This is a genomic window from Streptosporangium jomthongense, assembly GCF_042650425.1.
Classification (GTDB): domain Bacteria; phylum Actinomycetota; class Actinomycetes; order Streptosporangiales; family Streptosporangiaceae; genus Streptosporangium.
The window spans coordinates 1-14,747 of sequence record NZ_JBHSBC010000033.1 but is presented as its reverse complement, the minus strand read 5'-3'; the positions used below and the strand labels follow the sequence as shown (position 1 = coordinate 14,747).

The window sequence follows — 14,747 nt, the reverse complement described above, 5'->3', positions numbered from 1 at the left end:
TGATGCAGGGATGCTGATCCGTATTGAGGCGTCCGAGTTGCCGGGACGGGAGTGCGAGCGGGCACCGGGTTTCCCGGGCTACCGGAACATTCACGTGGGAGTGCAACGAAGGGAGCACCCCGGCGAGTTGCTCGACCCGCGTCCGGCGGACGTTGCCTCGGTGGTCTGGGAGCTGGAGGCGACCACGAGCCGCAGGGAGACCGGGTGGGACCTGCGGGGCCCGTATGTGCAGGGCAGGCCGGGCGGCCGGTTCGTGTACCTGTCGTGGGGGGCGGTCGACGACGCCGGGGTGTTCTCCATGTTCCGCCGCGCGAAGCTCATGCTGGACGGAGTTCCCGCGGCCGTGCTGGACACCGCGGTGGAAGGCGGACTGCTGGTGGCGCGGCTGGGGCTGACGGACTCCCACGGTCACCCGTTGTGCGCGGCCGTCCGCCCGCCGCTGGTGGAGTGGTCGGCCCCCGCTCGCTGAAACCCGCCGCCGGCGGGACAGGCGCCAAGGAGACGGCGGTTCAGTAGCCGATGGTGAAGCGCCGCTGGACGAATCGAGGCAGTTCCGCCTCGTCGACGAGGGCGACGGCGGCGTCCTCCGAGGAGATGCGGCTGCGTCCGTCCGCGTCGAGGACCGGCTGGTCGCCGCCGATCCTGAATCGGCCGGTGCGCGGGCCGGGGGCGATCTCCTCTGCCGGGCTGAAGTAGGTCCACAGCCGGTTGGAGGTGCGCAGGACGTTCAGGGCGTCCCGGTGCCCGCGCACGGCGGCCGCGTACTCTCTGGGCAATCCCAGCTGGTCGAGGCTCCGGTGCAGGAGTTCGTCGGAGTCCGCCCGGGTGAGGCCGGGCTCGATTTCCAGGCTGCCCGCGCCGCCGATCACGATCAGCCGGGTCCGGGGGTGGCTCTCCAGCGCCTTGAGCAGCGCCCGGGCGGCGCCGGCGTAGACCGTGGGGTCGGCGATCGAACGCGACACGGTGTCGTCGAGGTCTCGGGCGGCGTTGCCGGGCTGGTATCCGCTGATCAGGACATCCATTCCGGGCAGGACCGCGGCGATGCTTTCGGCGTCGAGGACGTCAACGGTCTTCCAGACGATGTTCTCCCGGTTCTTCTGCTCTTCGCCGATCCGGGTGGCGTCGCGGGTGAGCGCCGTGACGTGATGCCCTCGCAGGAGGGCTTCGGTGACGACACGGCTTCCGATGCCGCCGGTGGCTCCGATGATTCCGATGCGCATGGGTCTCCCTGTTCATTGAGTGGCGTGAAGGAACTATACGGCGTGAAGTTTCCGTACGCCAGTCATCCAAGTGACGCTGTAGAGTGATCGCTGTGGGAAGCATGGGAGGACGACGCGAACGGCTGCGGGCCGAGACCACAGCGGAGATCAAGCAGGTCGCGCTCAAGCTGATGGCCACGGGCGGACCCGACGCGATCACCCTGCGGGCCATCGCCCGCGAGATGGGCATGACCGCCAACGCGATCTACGGCTACTTCGCCACCCGTGACGACCTGGTCACCACACTGATCAACGAGGTGTACACCGCACTGGCCGACGCCGTGGACTCCGCATGGGCCGAAGCCGCCGCCGCTCATCCGGCCGGTCGGATCCAGACATGGGCGCGAGCGTTCCGGGACTGGGCCCTGGCCAACCCCGAGGGATTCCGCCTCATCTACGGCGACCCCGTGCCCGGTTACCAGGCACCCGAGGGCGGTGCCGCCCCGGACGCCGCACACCGGGTCTGCACCGGCATCGCCGCCCTCGCCGACGCCGCCTGGCCGTACGCCGAATCTCTTTACGCGCACAGCGACTTCCAGTGGTCCGACTTCGACGACGGGCTGCTCGGCAAGGTTCGTCCGGCGTTTCCCGACCTGCCACCGGCCGGCGTGGCACTCGCACTACGCATCTGGGGCCATCTGCACGGCCTGGTGTCACTGGAGATCTACGGACACCTGCACACCCAGACGATCAACCCCGACAAGCTCTTCCAAGAAGAACTGACCCAGCTCGTCCGATCACTGGGCGTTGCGCCCGAGACATGACAGCGACCGCGGGCCTGCCCCGGGCCCAAGCACGTCCGCGTCGCGACGCGGTCCTCTCGTCGCCCACCCCTGAAGCCCGTAGACGGACGAGGCACGCGGGCTTGGCCGCCGCCCAGAGGGATGTCGGCATCAGGGGCCGGAAAGCCGAGCCGACGTCGACCGATGAGGACCGCACCTGTGAGCGCCGCCGGATCACTCACCCAGCGTCGACGCGGGAACAAGGAACCGCCGAGTACGGCCTACGGCGGCCGGTACAGGCGAGCCGAGGCGGCGGGTCGCCAAGGGCGGGCCAGGACAAGCCCGGGTTCGCGGTGATCGTGCGATGGGAACCACCGGGTCACCGGCCCCCGGCGTGGTTGATCGAACCGGAAGCCGATGGGGGACGTCAAGGCAGCGGGTATACGAGGGCGTCCCCTCCGCCCTCGGGGCCTCCGCTGATCAGGGCGACCCCGGTGGAGCCCTCGTAGACCGAGCCGCCGCTGTCTCCTTCGGCCGCCTGAACGGTGGTGAGGGCCAGGCCGTAGACCGGCCCGTCACCGTAGTTGGTGGTGACGTCGAGACTGACGACCGTGCCACAGGTGGTGCCGGTCGTGGCGCCGGTCTTGCACAGCTCCTGGTTGATCGACGGCCTGCCGAACCGGGTGATCGGCTGGATGCTCCCGTCGGCCTGACGGACAGCCGAGGGATGCTGCCAGCCGGTGGCGGGGGTGATGTAGGAGATGTCGCCGCCCGGATAGTGGAAATCGGTGATCCTACCCAGGAGCTGGCCGGCCAGGCCCCAGGTGATCCCAGCCTTGCGGCAGTGTCCTGCGGTGAGGACGGCCGGCTGCCCGTTCCTGGTGACGTTGAAGCCGGTCGTGCAGTAGACGCCGCTCTGGGTCACGATCTGCTGGCCCCCGTAGACGGTCTCGGCCAGGGCGGCGGAGCCGGTCATCGGCGGACGGAGCGGTGCCGTCGCGGTGGAGACATAGGGCCTGACGGGCTCATCCACGGTGAACGTGCTGGTGAGATCGGAGGGGCCGGCCGTCAGGAAGGATCTGGTCGTGACATCGAGGGGACCTTTCAGTACCGCGATGCGGACCTTGCCTTCGGCGGCGTTGATGTACCAGTACTGCGCGTTGCCGGCTTTTCCCTGTTCGGCGAGCCGGTCGAGCTGCGTCTTCAGCGCTGTCAGTTCGGGAAGCGGGACTGTCGTCCGCGGGGTGCCTGAAGCGGCGGAGGCGGGGAGCGCGTATCCGGAGACGATCACTGTGAGGACCGTCGCGAGGGCGTGGGAGAAGAGTCGGGGGAAGCGCGATCGCACAGTGGACTCCTGTAACCAGAAGGGTTCAGTAACACACAGATATCTACCAACTACTTAGAGTTACCAAACCTGGGATCTACGTCCGGCGGGTAGGAGGTCCTTCCTGCGACCGTGTCCTCAACCGTCAGGCAACCCGCTCCAACGCCCCAACAGGAAGGCGGAGCGACCGCCGGTCAACTGAGCCGAGCCGATTCGGGTCCGATCCGGCGAGCCACGGGGCGGGACCATTCAGCCGAAATATGGCGAAAAGGAAGGTCCCCGTCCCCGCCGATCGGTGCTCACCTGAAGGTGCCCTCTCACTTGGCCATGAGGAGCCACCCATGAGAATTCGCCGCTTACTCGCGGTCCTCCTCGCGACGGCGTTGAGCACCGGCACCCTGGCCGCACTCGCGCCCGCCCCCGCGATCGCGTCCACCGGCCGCCAGGCCAGTGCGGTCACGAGCATCGTGTGGATGCCCTACTGGAACTACGAAGTCGGCGACCTCGTCTACGGCCTGACCAACCGTTCCGCTATGTACAGGTGCCTTGTCGACCACTTCTCCATGCCCGAGTGGGCACCGGAGGACACCCCCGCCCTGTGGCAGCGCATATGACCTGTCTCCTCTCCTTGGCGGACTTCTGCGGCGTCACCCACCGGGGAGAGCGAGCAGGACGGTCGACGGGCCTTCGTCGGCGCGGGTTCGAGCCGTTGACGTAGGCGGTCCGCGCAGGGTCGCAGCGTACAGCCGGTCCCAGGACCGGACGAGATCGCGTACGGCTCGTTCGACACGAACCATGAGTGGTACCGAATGCGTACGCGTCGCCGTCGAACGCCGTGATTTCTCGACAGCGACCACCGTCAGCGCAGCCGTGACACAACCATGACACGGCGCGGACGAGGCCGGGACGCGGCCGATCGACAGTGGACGAGGTCGACGGCGAGAGAGCAGGGCCTCGAACCGCTCCTGACCTGAACCGTTCTCCGTGGGCTGGAAGCCCTGCCTGCCAGGTCGGAGGCGGTCTGCGGCACGGTGACCGTACCGGTCGACGGGTCGAAGCCGAACGGGCCGCCTGCCCAGGGGCCCGGCCCGATGTGAGGCCATGACCCGGTGCCTGCGTCGGGCCGGGGGCGTCTCCCCCGTCAAGCAGGGCGAGATGAGCCGGCCGTGACCGTCCTTCGGGCGGAAGGCCACGGCGAAGATGATCACGAAAAGGAGAAGGCGTGACTGATGACAGGAACCGGGGTTGGCGTTCGCCGGTATGGGGCGCCGCCGGTGTCGTCATGTTGACGATGGCCTGTGCCGGGCCCGCCACCGCCGCTCCGGCGCGGGCCGGGAACGTGCAGAGGGCGATGGAGGAACTGGCCAGGGTCCCCGGGGTCGTGGGGGCCGTCGGCGGGGCCTACGTCGATGGGAGATCCATCGGGCTGGGCAGCGCAGGCTCCCGGTTGCTGAACGGCAGGGGCGGGAGGATACCCACGAACGCCCGCTTCCGGATCGGGTCGCAGACCAAGGAGATGGTGGCCACCGTGGTGCTGCAACTGGTCGAGGAGGGCAGGCTGGGCGTGGACGACAAGCTCGGCGACCTGCTGCCGGTGGTGGCGAAGGAGAACCTGGTGGCGCGCGCCGATGAGATCACGGTACGGCAGATGCTCCGGCACACCTCCGGCATTCCCGACTGGTACGCCAAGGAGCCGAACCCGGACGGGAGCGAGGGAGACGTCTCGTTCGACGTGTTCGACTTCACGACCCCCTATCAGCCGCTCGATCTGGTGAAGTGGAGCCGCGGTCGGCCCCGTACCGGGGAACCGGGTGAGAAATACTCCTACTCCAACACCAACTACACCCTCCTCGGCATGATCATCGAGAGGCTGACCGGCCACGACCTGGCCACCGAACTGCACAGGCACCTGTTCGGCCCGCTCGGGATGACCAGGACCTACCTTCCCGTCAGGCCGCCGGAAGGCATCAAGGGGCCACACGGCCATGGCTACTACCCCGACGCCGACGGCGAACTGCGCGACGTGGACCGGTTCAACGCCGGTTTCGGCGGAGCGGCCGGAGGGGTGGTCTCCACCGCGCACGACGTGAGCGCCTTCAAAAGGGCGTTCTCCCAGGGCAAGCTACTGCCGCCGGCACTCCAGCGAGTCCTGACGGACCGGTTGCCCAACGACCCACCCCCGGGTGGGGGCGGCCCCGCCTTCTGCGACGGCGAACTCGACGGCTTCTTCATGGGCGGGAGCACCGCCGGATACCTCGCCATGACCTTCTCCACGAAAGACGGCAGCCGTCAGCTCTCGATGTCGACCACCCTGAGCGTCAAGGACATCAGCGGGCCGGCCGAAGGCATGTTCAAGGCTGTGGAGACCGTCTTCTGCCCATCCTCGTCAGCTGATTGATAATGATCCGTTCTGGGTCTATCCCGTATTGGTCTTTCCCTCGTCTGCACATCGAGCCCTAACCTGCGCATATGACGCTTCAACTGACCGCAGCACCGGACATCGCACTCACGCACACCGCCGATTTCGAGTCCGCTCTCACGGGTCTCGCGAAGGCCGCGGCCACCGAGCCCGGTGTGCTCGACGACGGATTCCGGCGCGACCCGACCCACCCGGGTCCTCCCCGATGTCGTGACCTTCGTCGGCGACCTCCCGCTGCGGCCGGCCACCGACTCCCACGCGCTCCTCGAAGCCACCTCCGTCCTCACCCAGATTCCGATGCTCCGCACCCAGCGAGGCCGGCGGCAGTTCTCAGCGGGAGCTTCCAGGTCACCCGGAGCGTTCTGGACGGAGGTCGTCATGCATAAGTTGGTGGTCCTGTACTCCAAGCCCGCCGACCCTGACCACTTCCGCGACTACTACGTGACCAACCACCTTCCGCTGGTCATGGATTGGCCCGGCCTGCTTGCGTGGCGCTACAGCTTCGACGTGGCGGCCACGGGAGAAGCGCCGTATTTCGCGGTCTTCGAAGGCGACTTCGCTGACGCCGCCGCCATGGCCGCGGCACGGGAGTCGCCGCAAGGCCGGCGACTGGCCGCCGATGTCGCCAACTACGCCACCGGCGGTGCGGTCATCATCCACTATCCGGTGCAGGACGGCACCGGCTGAGGCAGGACGGTACGCTCCGGTGCGCGTTCGGTCGGCCGTCGCGGCCGGGTCGGGCTGTCGGTGCGACGCCGTTCGCGGTTGCCGGTTCGTTGAGCGTCAAGGGGGGGCCGATGTCCTGGCCGGATGTCACGGTGGTCGATGCGTGCGTGCGGCGTGACGGCCGGGGCGGCAGCCCCACGGCCGTCACCGACCACGACCCGGCGGCGACGGACGCGGACCGGCGTGCGGTCGCTGCTGCGGCCGGCACCTCGCACGCGGCGTTCCTCGGCCCGGAGCGGACGCCGGACGGTGGCCGGCCGGTCCGGTTCTTCACCGCCACCGCCGAACTGTCCGGCTGCGGCCACGGCACCGTTGCCGCGCAGGCCGTCCGGTTGACCCGCGCCGCGCTGGGCGAGCTGAACGACCGCCAACACACCGGCGGGCGCACGTTCGACACCGTGGCGATCCGCCGACCCGCCGGCATCGAGGTGTGGTTCGACCAGGGCCTCGTCGCGCTGCGTCACCCGGCGCCGGACGAGAGCGCCGCGATCGTCGCCGCGCTCGGGCTCACCGCGGACGACCCGCATCCGACCGACGCGCCACGGATCGCCGCGCCCGGCGCACCACGCATGCTGGTACCGGTCCACGACCGGTCGGCGCTGCTCCGGGTCCACCCACACCTCGGCAGGCTGACAGCGGCGTGCCGGCGGTACGGGCTTCTCGGCTGTTTCGTGTATGTACCGCCGGTGGGCGACCGACCGGGTGCGGCGCGGATGTTCGCGCCGGCGATCGGCGTCGACGAGGACGTCGCCAACGCCAACAGCACCGGCTGCCTGGCCGCCCACCTGCTCGACACGACAGGGGCGCAGACGGTCACGATCGAGGTGGAGCAGGGCGACACCCTCGGCCGACCGGCCAGCGTGCTCGCTTCGGCCCGACGCGAACCGGCGGGCATCACGACCCGGGTCGGTGGGTTAGCGGTGGTCCGCGACGGACACCGAGGCGACGACTAGACCGTCCTCTTCTACGATCCGCGCATGGGGCTTTCGCGATGGCACTCATCGGCCTGGTCCGTGTCAGCACCGACAAGCAGAAGACCAGCTTCGGGAGGAGGACGCCCACAAGGTCAGCCAAGGCGCGGGCCGGAAGCTTCTTTCGTCTCCCTACCTACCTTTTGGCGTTCGACCCCGACCCCTGCCGCTTGTCGGCCTGGGAAACCCCGAAACGCTGGGCCTCCCGGTCTGATCGATGCCCTGCGGCACGCCCGTTGCGTCCGCTCCATGACCTGCGGCGCGTCGGTCGCGTCCGTAGAGGTCGCCGGTCCTAAGGCAACAGGACAACGGCTGAGCGGGCTTCGAACCCCAGGGTCATGTCATGTCGCGCCGATCGCGCAGGATTTCGACGCCGTCGCCGTCAAGTTCATCGCAGAACACCGAGCGTCCGGTCGTGGCCATCACCAGCGCCAGGGTGGTGCCGGACACCAGCGGGCCGGAGCCCGTGGTGAAAGGGCCGTCGGTGGCGACGAGCCGCAGGCCGGCGATCCGTCTCTTGGCGGCGACGACCAGGTCCGAACTCCGGTAGTAGTCGGCCACCCGGGTGAGGGTCTCGATCGGGTAGTCATGGCGAATTCCCAGCGGCCGCCGGATGTCCTCGGCGTGCACGATCGTCTCACCCAGCATCGCGATGACCGGGAGAGGCGGCTTGGTGGTGCTCGTGATGACGCGGCGGAACCTGTCATGCGTCTCGGCCGCGGTCGCGCCCAACTGTTCGGCCAGCCGCATGGCGACCTGCTTGTCGAAGTCGAACCGGTAGCGGATCACCCCCGTAAGCCACCGCACACCATTGAGGCTCGCCCCTGCGGTGAGGTGCGCCAGCACCTCCCGCACCGTCAATCCGGCGCACAACGACGGCGTCGTCCACTGCTCGTCGACCAAGTCCACCAGGTCGCCCGCCAGAGCCGCTCGCTCGGCATGCACCAGCGGCCAGAGGTCGGCCACGTGAGCGCCCCGTGCTTTGGGTGCCGGATCGGTCATGTCAGACGGCCTTTTCTCGTCAGTCACAGGAGCCCTCGCGTCAGGTTGGTTAGGACGGTCGAAGGTGAAGACTTCCGCCAGGGGACGAAATCGTCGCTCATGAGCGACGATTCCGGCCAGCTTGCCGATTCAGGCCCTTCTGGATCTGTCCCCAGCGGGATCCCAACGCCCGCGATCCCGCCTCTGATCCGAGGGGCGCCGATGACGGAACCGTGACAGCGGCAGACCGGGACGAACCCACTGCCCAACAGACGGCCGCCGAGCAGATCCGCCACCCTACTTGCCTGATGTGGCTACCGGCCTTCACGTGGCTGGCCAGCCAGTTCACTCAGCTACGACCCGACGATGCCTCGGGAACCCTTGAGGAGTTCGGCCGGGCGCGGTTCGACGCCTGCCTTGACCACCTCGTCGCCACCGTCCCCGGGGCGGTCGGTTAGGGGTCGAGGAACCTCCGTGCCGGAGCGTGCGCCAAGCGTTCCGAGTCTTCCTGGGGGTTTGACCAGGGGTGAATAGTCCGCTGAATTCTTCGCGGGTCGCGTTTGCCGGCCTTCGGAGGATGTCCTGTCTGACGTGGTGAGTGCGGCGCGGACCGGTCGACCCCACTCGGGCCGGGTGGTCAAGTCCGCTCCCTTCGCCGAGTGGTTTGCGCCGGTGCCGTCCGCCGGGTTCCACATCGTTCTCCAGGGAACGTGCTGGCTTCTCCCTTCGCAGGGTGAGCCGATCGCGCTCGGACCGGGTGACGTGGCGTTCCTGCCGCGCGGATCCGCACACGGGCTGGCCGACGACCCGTCCACCCCGGCGAGCGATCCGCCCGCAACGTTCACCGGAGTCCGTGATGACCGCGCCGACGAGACGTCAGCCAAGCGGCCGCCCACGGTGGTCATGCTCTGCGGCGCCTACCTCCTGGACGGCTCCAGGCCACATCCGCTCCTGAACGACCTGCCCGAGGTCATCCACCTGCCGACACGGGTAGGGTGCCACAGGGAACTCCGCGCCGCGATCGAACTCCTCGGCGTGGAACTGGACAACGACGCCCGCCCAGGCTCCGACACGATCCTGCTCACCCTGCTGGATCTTCTCCTGCTCTACATCCTGCGCGCGTGGTTCGAACAACGGCGCCTCTCCAGCCACTCCGCCACCGGCTGGGCCGCGGCCCTGCACGACCCCGCAGTCGCCGCCGCCCTCCGCGCCATCCATGGAGACCCCAGCCGACAATGGACCGTCGAGGAGTTGGGCGCGCAGACACGCCTGTCCCGTGCCGCCTTCGCCCGGCGATTCATCCACCTGGTCGGCCAGCCACCGCTCACCTACCTGACATGGTGGCGGATGACCACCGCCGCCCGGCTCCTGCGCACCTCCGACGCCCCCGTCAACACGATCGCCCAACAGGTCGGCTACAGCTCGCAGTACACCTTCACCCATGCCTTCAAACGCCAGTACGGGTCACCGCCCGGCGGTTACCGGCGCCACGTCGGCTGAAGCACGACACCCGCGTCGGGATCTTCGAGGTCCGGCGGCCTATGACAGTCGGTTAACGGCGTCCAAGAGGCCGCGCGAGCCCTGGAAGCCTGTTCGTGGCGAATCCAGACAGGAGAACGGGCGGGCTTCCCGGTGCTCGGGTCCGGCGGAACGACCCGTTGGCGGCACGTCATGCAGCCGAAATATGGAAACCGGGAATCCCCGGCTTCGCCGACCGTCCTCCTCCGAAGGCGTTTTTCCACCCAGCCGTCAGGAATCGGTAACACCCCGATTCGGCCGGTGGGTGGGAACGCGGGCGCCGCGACAGCCACACCCCGTCGTCGCTGGGGCCATCGCACGGCTGCCGCGCCTGCGGCGTCGCCGAGCGTGATTGGGAAGTCGTTCGATCGCCCCGCCCTGGCTGAGACGGCCCTGTCACACTTCGCCGACGACGCGACCTGACCGTTTCCGCGGGACGCGTGCTAAGTTGGCCACATGACCAATTTGGCCGATCGACCAAACTCGGCGCGAGGCGACCGGCGTCGCGAGCAGCTGGTGGAGACCGGCATCGCGCTCCTGGACGAGCAGGGGTGGCCCGGCGTCACCACGCGCGCGGTGGCCGAGCGCGCCGGAACCAACCCCGGCCTGATCCACTACCACTTCGGCGGCCTGCCCGGCCTGCACGCGGCGATCTTCCGGCGGGCCACCGACCTCATCATCAACCCGCTCGTCGAGGAGTTGCTCGGCGCCGACGACGAGCGGGCCGCCCTCACCACGATCGCGACCCTGCTGCCCCGTACGGCGGGCGACGGGCCCACCCGGCTGGCCGCGGAACTGATCGTCGGAGCGACCCGCGACCCCACACTGGGCGCGGTGCTGCGCGACGAGCTACGCCAGGCCCGGGGGCGGATCGCCGAGCGCCTGAGCCGGTCGCATCCCGACTGGCCGCCCGGCCGGTCGATCGGGATCACCACCCTGGTCGTCGCCGCGATCGACGGGCTGATGCTGCACTACATGATCGACAGCGAGCTTCCCATCGGCGAGGCGCTGGCCGTGGCCGAGCAACTGCTGCCCGGGGAGGACGGATGAGGGTCCTCATCAGCGGGGGCGGGATCGCCGGGCTCACGCTGGCGTACTGGTTGCGGCACCGCGGCATCGAACCCGTCGTGGTGGAACACGCGCCACACGGTCGCCTGGGCGGGTACGGGATCGACTTCTTCGGCACCGGATACGACGTGGCCACCCGCATGGGCGTCCTCGACCGGCTGACCCCGCACCGGTTGCCGGTCGACGCGGTCGAGTTCGTCGACGCCTCAGGGCGTTCCCAGGCCAGCCTGACGCCGGAGCTGCTGGAGCGGATCATCCGGGGGCCACACCTGCCGCTGATGCACTCCACGCTGGAGGGCGCCCTGCTCGACGCCGTCGCCGCCGAGGTGGAGATCCGCTTCGGGGAGAGCCTCGCCGAGGTCCGCGACACCGGCACGGCCGTCGAGGTCGGCTTCACGGGCGGTGGCAGGGAACGGTTCGATCTGCTGGTGGGGGCCGACGGCGTTCACTCGCGGACCCGGGAACTCGTCTTCGGCCATGAGGAGCGGTTCGTCCGTCACCTCGGCTGCCGCCTGGCCTCCTACCCGGTGACCGACCGCTACGGCTGGGGCCGGGTGCGCGCCCACTACACCGAGCCGGGACGTCAGGTCGTCGTCTATCCCGATGATGAGCCCGGTCGCCTGGTCACCCTGCTGTTGTTCCGCTCGTCGTACGGCGAGAGCGTTCCGCGTGAGCGGCGCCTGGACCTGCTGCGGGCGCGGTTCGACGGCGCGGGCTGGCTCACGCCGTCGTTGCTGGACGACGCCCCCGCAGGGGAGTCCATCTTCATGGACACGATGGCCCAGGTCGTGATGCCCGCCTGGCATCGTGGCCGGGTCGCCCTGGTCGGCGACGCGTGCGGCTGCATGACCATGGTCTCGGCCCAGGGCGTGTCCATGGCGATGGCCGGGGCGTACGTGCTGGCCGAGGCGCTGGCGTCCGAGCCCGGCCACGAAAGAGCCTTCGCCCGCTACCAGGCGCGGATGCGTCCCCAGGTACGGCGTCGCCAGCGCAACGCGCTGCTGTTCGCCCGGATGCTGCTGCCCGTCACCCGAGCCGGGCTGACGGTCCAGAGCCTGGCCAACCGGCTCATCACACGTCACCTGTTCGCACCCGTCCTGCGCCGGCAGTTCGGCGCGGACAGTTTCCTGCCCCCGGCCACCGTCGAATTCGAGAGAGGCTGAATCATGGAGATCGTCAACAGGCCCGCCCCGCCGACCGGGATACGCCGCAGGCTGTGGCGGCTGCCCATCCTGCTGTACCGGGCGGGTCTGGGGGCGCTGATGGGCCACCGTGTCATGCTGCTCACCCACACCGGACGGGTCTCAGGACGTCGCCGCCAAGCCGTCATCGAGGTCGTCCATCACGACGAGCACGGCTACTTCGCCGCCTCCGGGTTCGGAGTCAAAGCCGACTGGTACCGCAACGTCATGGCCGCTCCCGAAGTGACGATCCAGGTCGGCGGCCGCGTCCTCCAGGTGACGGCCACCCCCGTCGAGACCGAGGCGGGGGCCGAGATCATGGCCCGGTACGCGCCCCGCCACCCCGCCGCGGCCCGTCGGCTCTGCAAGATCATGGGCTTCGCCGTTGACGGCAGCCAGGAGGACTACCGCGAGGCGGGAAGACACATCCCCTTCGTCTGCTTCACTCCGCGCCAGCCCCACAGCGGCTGACCAACCGGCGACCGCCGCCGGATCAAACGCTTCACCGACCTCTCCCGAAAACGGGCGAACTCCCGCGAAATTCCTCTGGCCGATGCGTTTCGCCACTGTTACCGCCAACGTCTGAGCGTCGAGCTGTACCCGAACCTGGAAGAGAGGCTCGCGCCGGAGCTCACCATCGGCGCCGACCCGGCTCTGCGTGCGCTCGCCGGACCGATCTTCGATCCGCCCTCCGCCGGAGGCCTGACCGCCTGACGGGTGACGGGCGCCGCCGCCGTCCTCGCCAGTCTGTTCGCCACCCGGCACACCCGCACCGAGAAGGAGACCGGCGAGCCGATCGGTGCCGGAACGGTCGACCGTCACGCGCCTCCGGCAGCCGCCGTACTCGTGGCCGGTGCGGCGAACCTCGCCGTCGCCTTGCTCGGTCTGGCCGTACGGGGACCGCCCGTCTCCGGGGCCCCGACCTCTTCGACCTCTCGCCGGCGGGGACGGGCTGGGTGTTCACCGTGGTCACGGCGCTGGTCGAGACGGCCCGCGCCACAACGCCATCGCCGTCCCCGGTCTGGCCTTCCTCCTGCGGGCGGCGGCCATCCTGTGTCCGGTCGCGGTGCCCTCCCTGGGACCGCGGTGCATCCTTTTGTCGGCGCCGCCCGCCCGCAAGTCCCCGAGGAATCGGTGTCCGGCCCGTACGGCGGAGCGAGCGGGCAAACGACGGCTGTCCTCCAGGCCGGGCAGGGGCAGCCCGCCCCGAGGTCACCTCCCGCGCGGCTCGCAAAGTTCGCGAAAGCCGGTGTCTCCTGACTGGTGGCTTCGACATTCGTAACGGCGGTACCGGATGGCGGGAATGGCAGGCATGCCGTTCCTCCCGCGCCGTCGTCCTTCCCGCCGGCAGGCCGTCACACTCCCGCCACTGCGCACGCCCCGGTCGGCCCTCTGGTGGGTTGCCTGCGTGACCGTGCTGGTGGCCGTCGCGGTCGCCGCCACGTTGTGGTGGCTCCTGGCCGACCCGGCCGCGACCGTTTCCATCTCGAACCCCAGCACCGGTGGAGCGGGGAACGCGCGAGGAGAGGTGCTACGCACCGCACTGGCCGCCGGGGCCGCCGTCGGGGCGGCGGTCACGCTGGTGCTGGCCTTCCGCCGCCAGCACCACCAGGAGGTCACCGCCGCGCACACCACCCACGATGCCGTCGAGCGCCGGGTGACCGACCTGTATACGAAGGCGGTCGAGCAGTTCGGTCATGAGGCGGCCGCGGTACGACTGGCCGGTCTGTACGCCCTGGAGCGCCTGGCGCAGGACAACCCTGGCCACCGGCAGACCATCGTCAACGTCATCTGCGCCTACCTGCGCATGCCCTTCAACCCACCGCCCGACGGCCCCCGGCAGGACCTGACGCCCGCCGTCCCGCGCGCCGCCATCGCCGGAGCCTCCGCCCCTGCCTCAGGGCGCGACTCGCATGAAGAACTCCAGGTTCGGCTGACCGCCCAGCGCATCCTGGAAGAACGCCTCCACGACGACCGCCCACCGGCTGATCGCACCGCCGAACTGGCTGGCCCCCGGTTCTGGGAGGGCATGCGCATCGACCTGACCGGCGCCACCCTCACCACTCCGAACTTCCGCAACTGCCACGTCACGGAGGCCAACTTCCACAGAGTGGCCTTCACAGGGGACGCCACGTTCCACGGGGCGACCTTCGCCGGGAACGCCGATTTCAACGGGGCGACCTTCACCCGGGACGCCGGATTCAACGGAGCAACCTTCTCCAGGAACACCGGATTCAACAGGGCAACCTTCACCAGAGACGCCAGGTTCAACGGAGCAGCCTTCACCAGCGGCGCCTATTTCCACATGACGACCTTCGACAAGACCGCCTGGTTCGACAAGGCGACCTTCAACGGGAAGACCAGGTTTAACAGGGTGACCTTCACCGACGTTGCCGGCTTCTACATGGCGGCCTTTCCCCAAGGCGTCGAATTCTTCGACGCGACGGCTGCTCCCGTAAACGGTCACGTGTGGCCGGATGGATGGCGCCTGGAGGTGACGTCCGATGGCAAGGGTTATCTGGTCGCAGACGCGGTTGACGAGCCCGGACCGGTTGACGCGCCAGACGAGAAGGCTTGA

The 14,747-nt window shown here is 69.3% G+C and carries 15 protein-coding genes; 12 read left to right on the top strand and 3 right to left on the bottom strand.

Annotated features, from left to right (window positions below; translation table 11 throughout):
- Positions 1–10 precede the first annotated feature (10 nt).
- Positions 11–469 carry a DUF5990 family protein gene (locus ACFOYY_RS29880; RefSeq protein ID WP_352012415.1) on the top strand — a complete coding sequence of 153 codons (459 nt, stop codon included), beginning with the start codon at positions 11–13 and terminating at the stop codon, positions 467–469.
- A gap of 40 nt (positions 470–509) precedes the next feature.
- On the opposite strand, the gene ACFOYY_RS29875 is transcribed toward ACFOYY_RS29880, so the two are convergent.
- Complete coding sequence (locus tag ACFOYY_RS29875; RefSeq protein ID WP_386194149.1) at positions 510–1,220, bottom strand: NAD(P)-dependent oxidoreductase; 711 nt, start codon at positions 1,218–1,220, stop codon at positions 510–512.
- A 101-nt stretch (positions 1,221–1,321) separates the two neighbouring features.
- Here ACFOYY_RS29875 and ACFOYY_RS29870 point away from each other — a divergent pair, with 101 nt between their 5' ends.
- Positions 1,322–2,023, top strand: coding sequence for a TetR/AcrR family transcriptional regulator (locus ACFOYY_RS29870; protein ID WP_352012428.1), 702 nt, complete (start codon positions 1,322–1,324; stop codon positions 2,021–2,023).
- Positions 2,024–2,408: 385 nt separating this feature from the next.
- On the opposite strand, the gene ACFOYY_RS29865 is transcribed toward ACFOYY_RS29870, so the two are convergent.
- Positions 2,409–3,326, bottom strand: a complete 918-nt coding sequence (locus tag ACFOYY_RS29865) for a S1 family peptidase (protein WP_386194147.1) — start codon at positions 3,324–3,326, stop codon at positions 2,409–2,411.
- A gap of 320 nt (positions 3,327–3,646) precedes the next feature.
- Here ACFOYY_RS29865 and ACFOYY_RS29860 point away from each other — a divergent pair, with 320 nt between their 5' ends.
- The 4 genes from ACFOYY_RS29860 to ACFOYY_RS29845 all read left to right on the top strand — a co-directional run bounded on the left by ACFOYY_RS29860 (position 3,647) and on the right by ACFOYY_RS29845 (position 7,403).
- Positions 3,647–3,919, top strand: coding sequence for a carbohydrate-binding protein (locus ACFOYY_RS29860; protein WP_386194145.1), 273 nt, complete (start codon positions 3,647–3,649; stop codon positions 3,917–3,919).
- Between the two features lie 608 nt (positions 3,920–4,527).
- Entirely contained in the window at positions 4,528–5,703 is a 1,176-nt protein-coding gene (locus tag ACFOYY_RS29855; protein WP_386194142.1) for a serine hydrolase domain-containing protein, read from the top strand.
- A gap of 399 nt (positions 5,704–6,102) precedes the next feature.
- Entirely contained in the window at positions 6,103–6,411 is a 309-nt protein-coding gene (locus ACFOYY_RS29850; RefSeq protein WP_386194140.1) for an EthD family reductase, read from the top strand.
- Positions 6,412–6,521: 110 nt separating this feature from the next.
- Entirely contained in the window at positions 6,522–7,403 is an 882-nt protein-coding gene (locus tag ACFOYY_RS29845; RefSeq protein ID WP_386194137.1) for a PhzF family phenazine biosynthesis protein, read from the top strand.
- Positions 7,404–7,757: 354 nt separating this feature from the next.
- Here ACFOYY_RS29845 and ACFOYY_RS29840 read toward each other — a convergent pair whose 3' ends face one another.
- Positions 7,758–8,423: a maleylpyruvate isomerase family mycothiol-dependent enzyme gene (locus ACFOYY_RS29840; protein WP_386194134.1), complete on the bottom strand. Its 666-nt coding sequence runs from the start codon at positions 8,421–8,423 to the stop codon at positions 7,758–7,760.
- Between the two features lie 212 nt (positions 8,424–8,635).
- Here ACFOYY_RS29840 and ACFOYY_RS29835 point away from each other — a divergent pair, with 212 nt between their 5' ends.
- The 6 genes from ACFOYY_RS29835 to ACFOYY_RS29810 all read left to right on the top strand — a co-directional run bounded on the left by ACFOYY_RS29835 (position 8,636) and on the right by ACFOYY_RS29810 (position 14,747).
- Positions 8,636–8,860 (top strand): hypothetical protein, encoded by a 225-nt coding sequence (locus ACFOYY_RS29835; protein ID WP_386194131.1) that lies wholly within the window; start codon positions 8,636–8,638, stop codon positions 8,858–8,860.
- A gap of 124 nt (positions 8,861–8,984) precedes the next feature.
- Positions 8,985–9,902, top strand: coding sequence for an AraC family transcriptional regulator (locus ACFOYY_RS29830; protein WP_386194161.1), 918 nt, complete (start codon positions 8,985–8,987; stop codon positions 9,900–9,902).
- A gap of 474 nt (positions 9,903–10,376) precedes the next feature.
- Positions 10,377–10,970, top strand: a complete 594-nt coding sequence (locus ACFOYY_RS29825; protein ID WP_362785303.1) for a TetR/AcrR family transcriptional regulator — start codon at positions 10,377–10,379, stop codon at positions 10,968–10,970.
- On the top strand, positions 10,967–12,151 hold the full coding sequence (locus tag ACFOYY_RS29820; protein WP_386194128.1) for an FAD-dependent monooxygenase: 1,185 nt from the start codon (positions 10,967–10,969) through the stop codon (positions 12,149–12,151). The genes ACFOYY_RS29825 and ACFOYY_RS29820 overlap by 4 nt, the downstream gene beginning before the upstream one ends.
- 3 nt (positions 12,152–12,154) lie before the next feature.
- Entirely contained in the window at positions 12,155–12,640 is a 486-nt protein-coding gene (locus tag ACFOYY_RS29815) for a nitroreductase family deazaflavin-dependent oxidoreductase (protein ID WP_386194125.1), read from the top strand.
- Positions 12,641–13,577: 937 nt separating this feature from the next.
- On the top strand, positions 13,578–14,747 hold the full coding sequence (locus ACFOYY_RS29810; RefSeq protein WP_386194122.1) for a pentapeptide repeat-containing protein: 1,170 nt from the start codon (positions 13,578–13,580) through the stop codon (positions 14,745–14,747).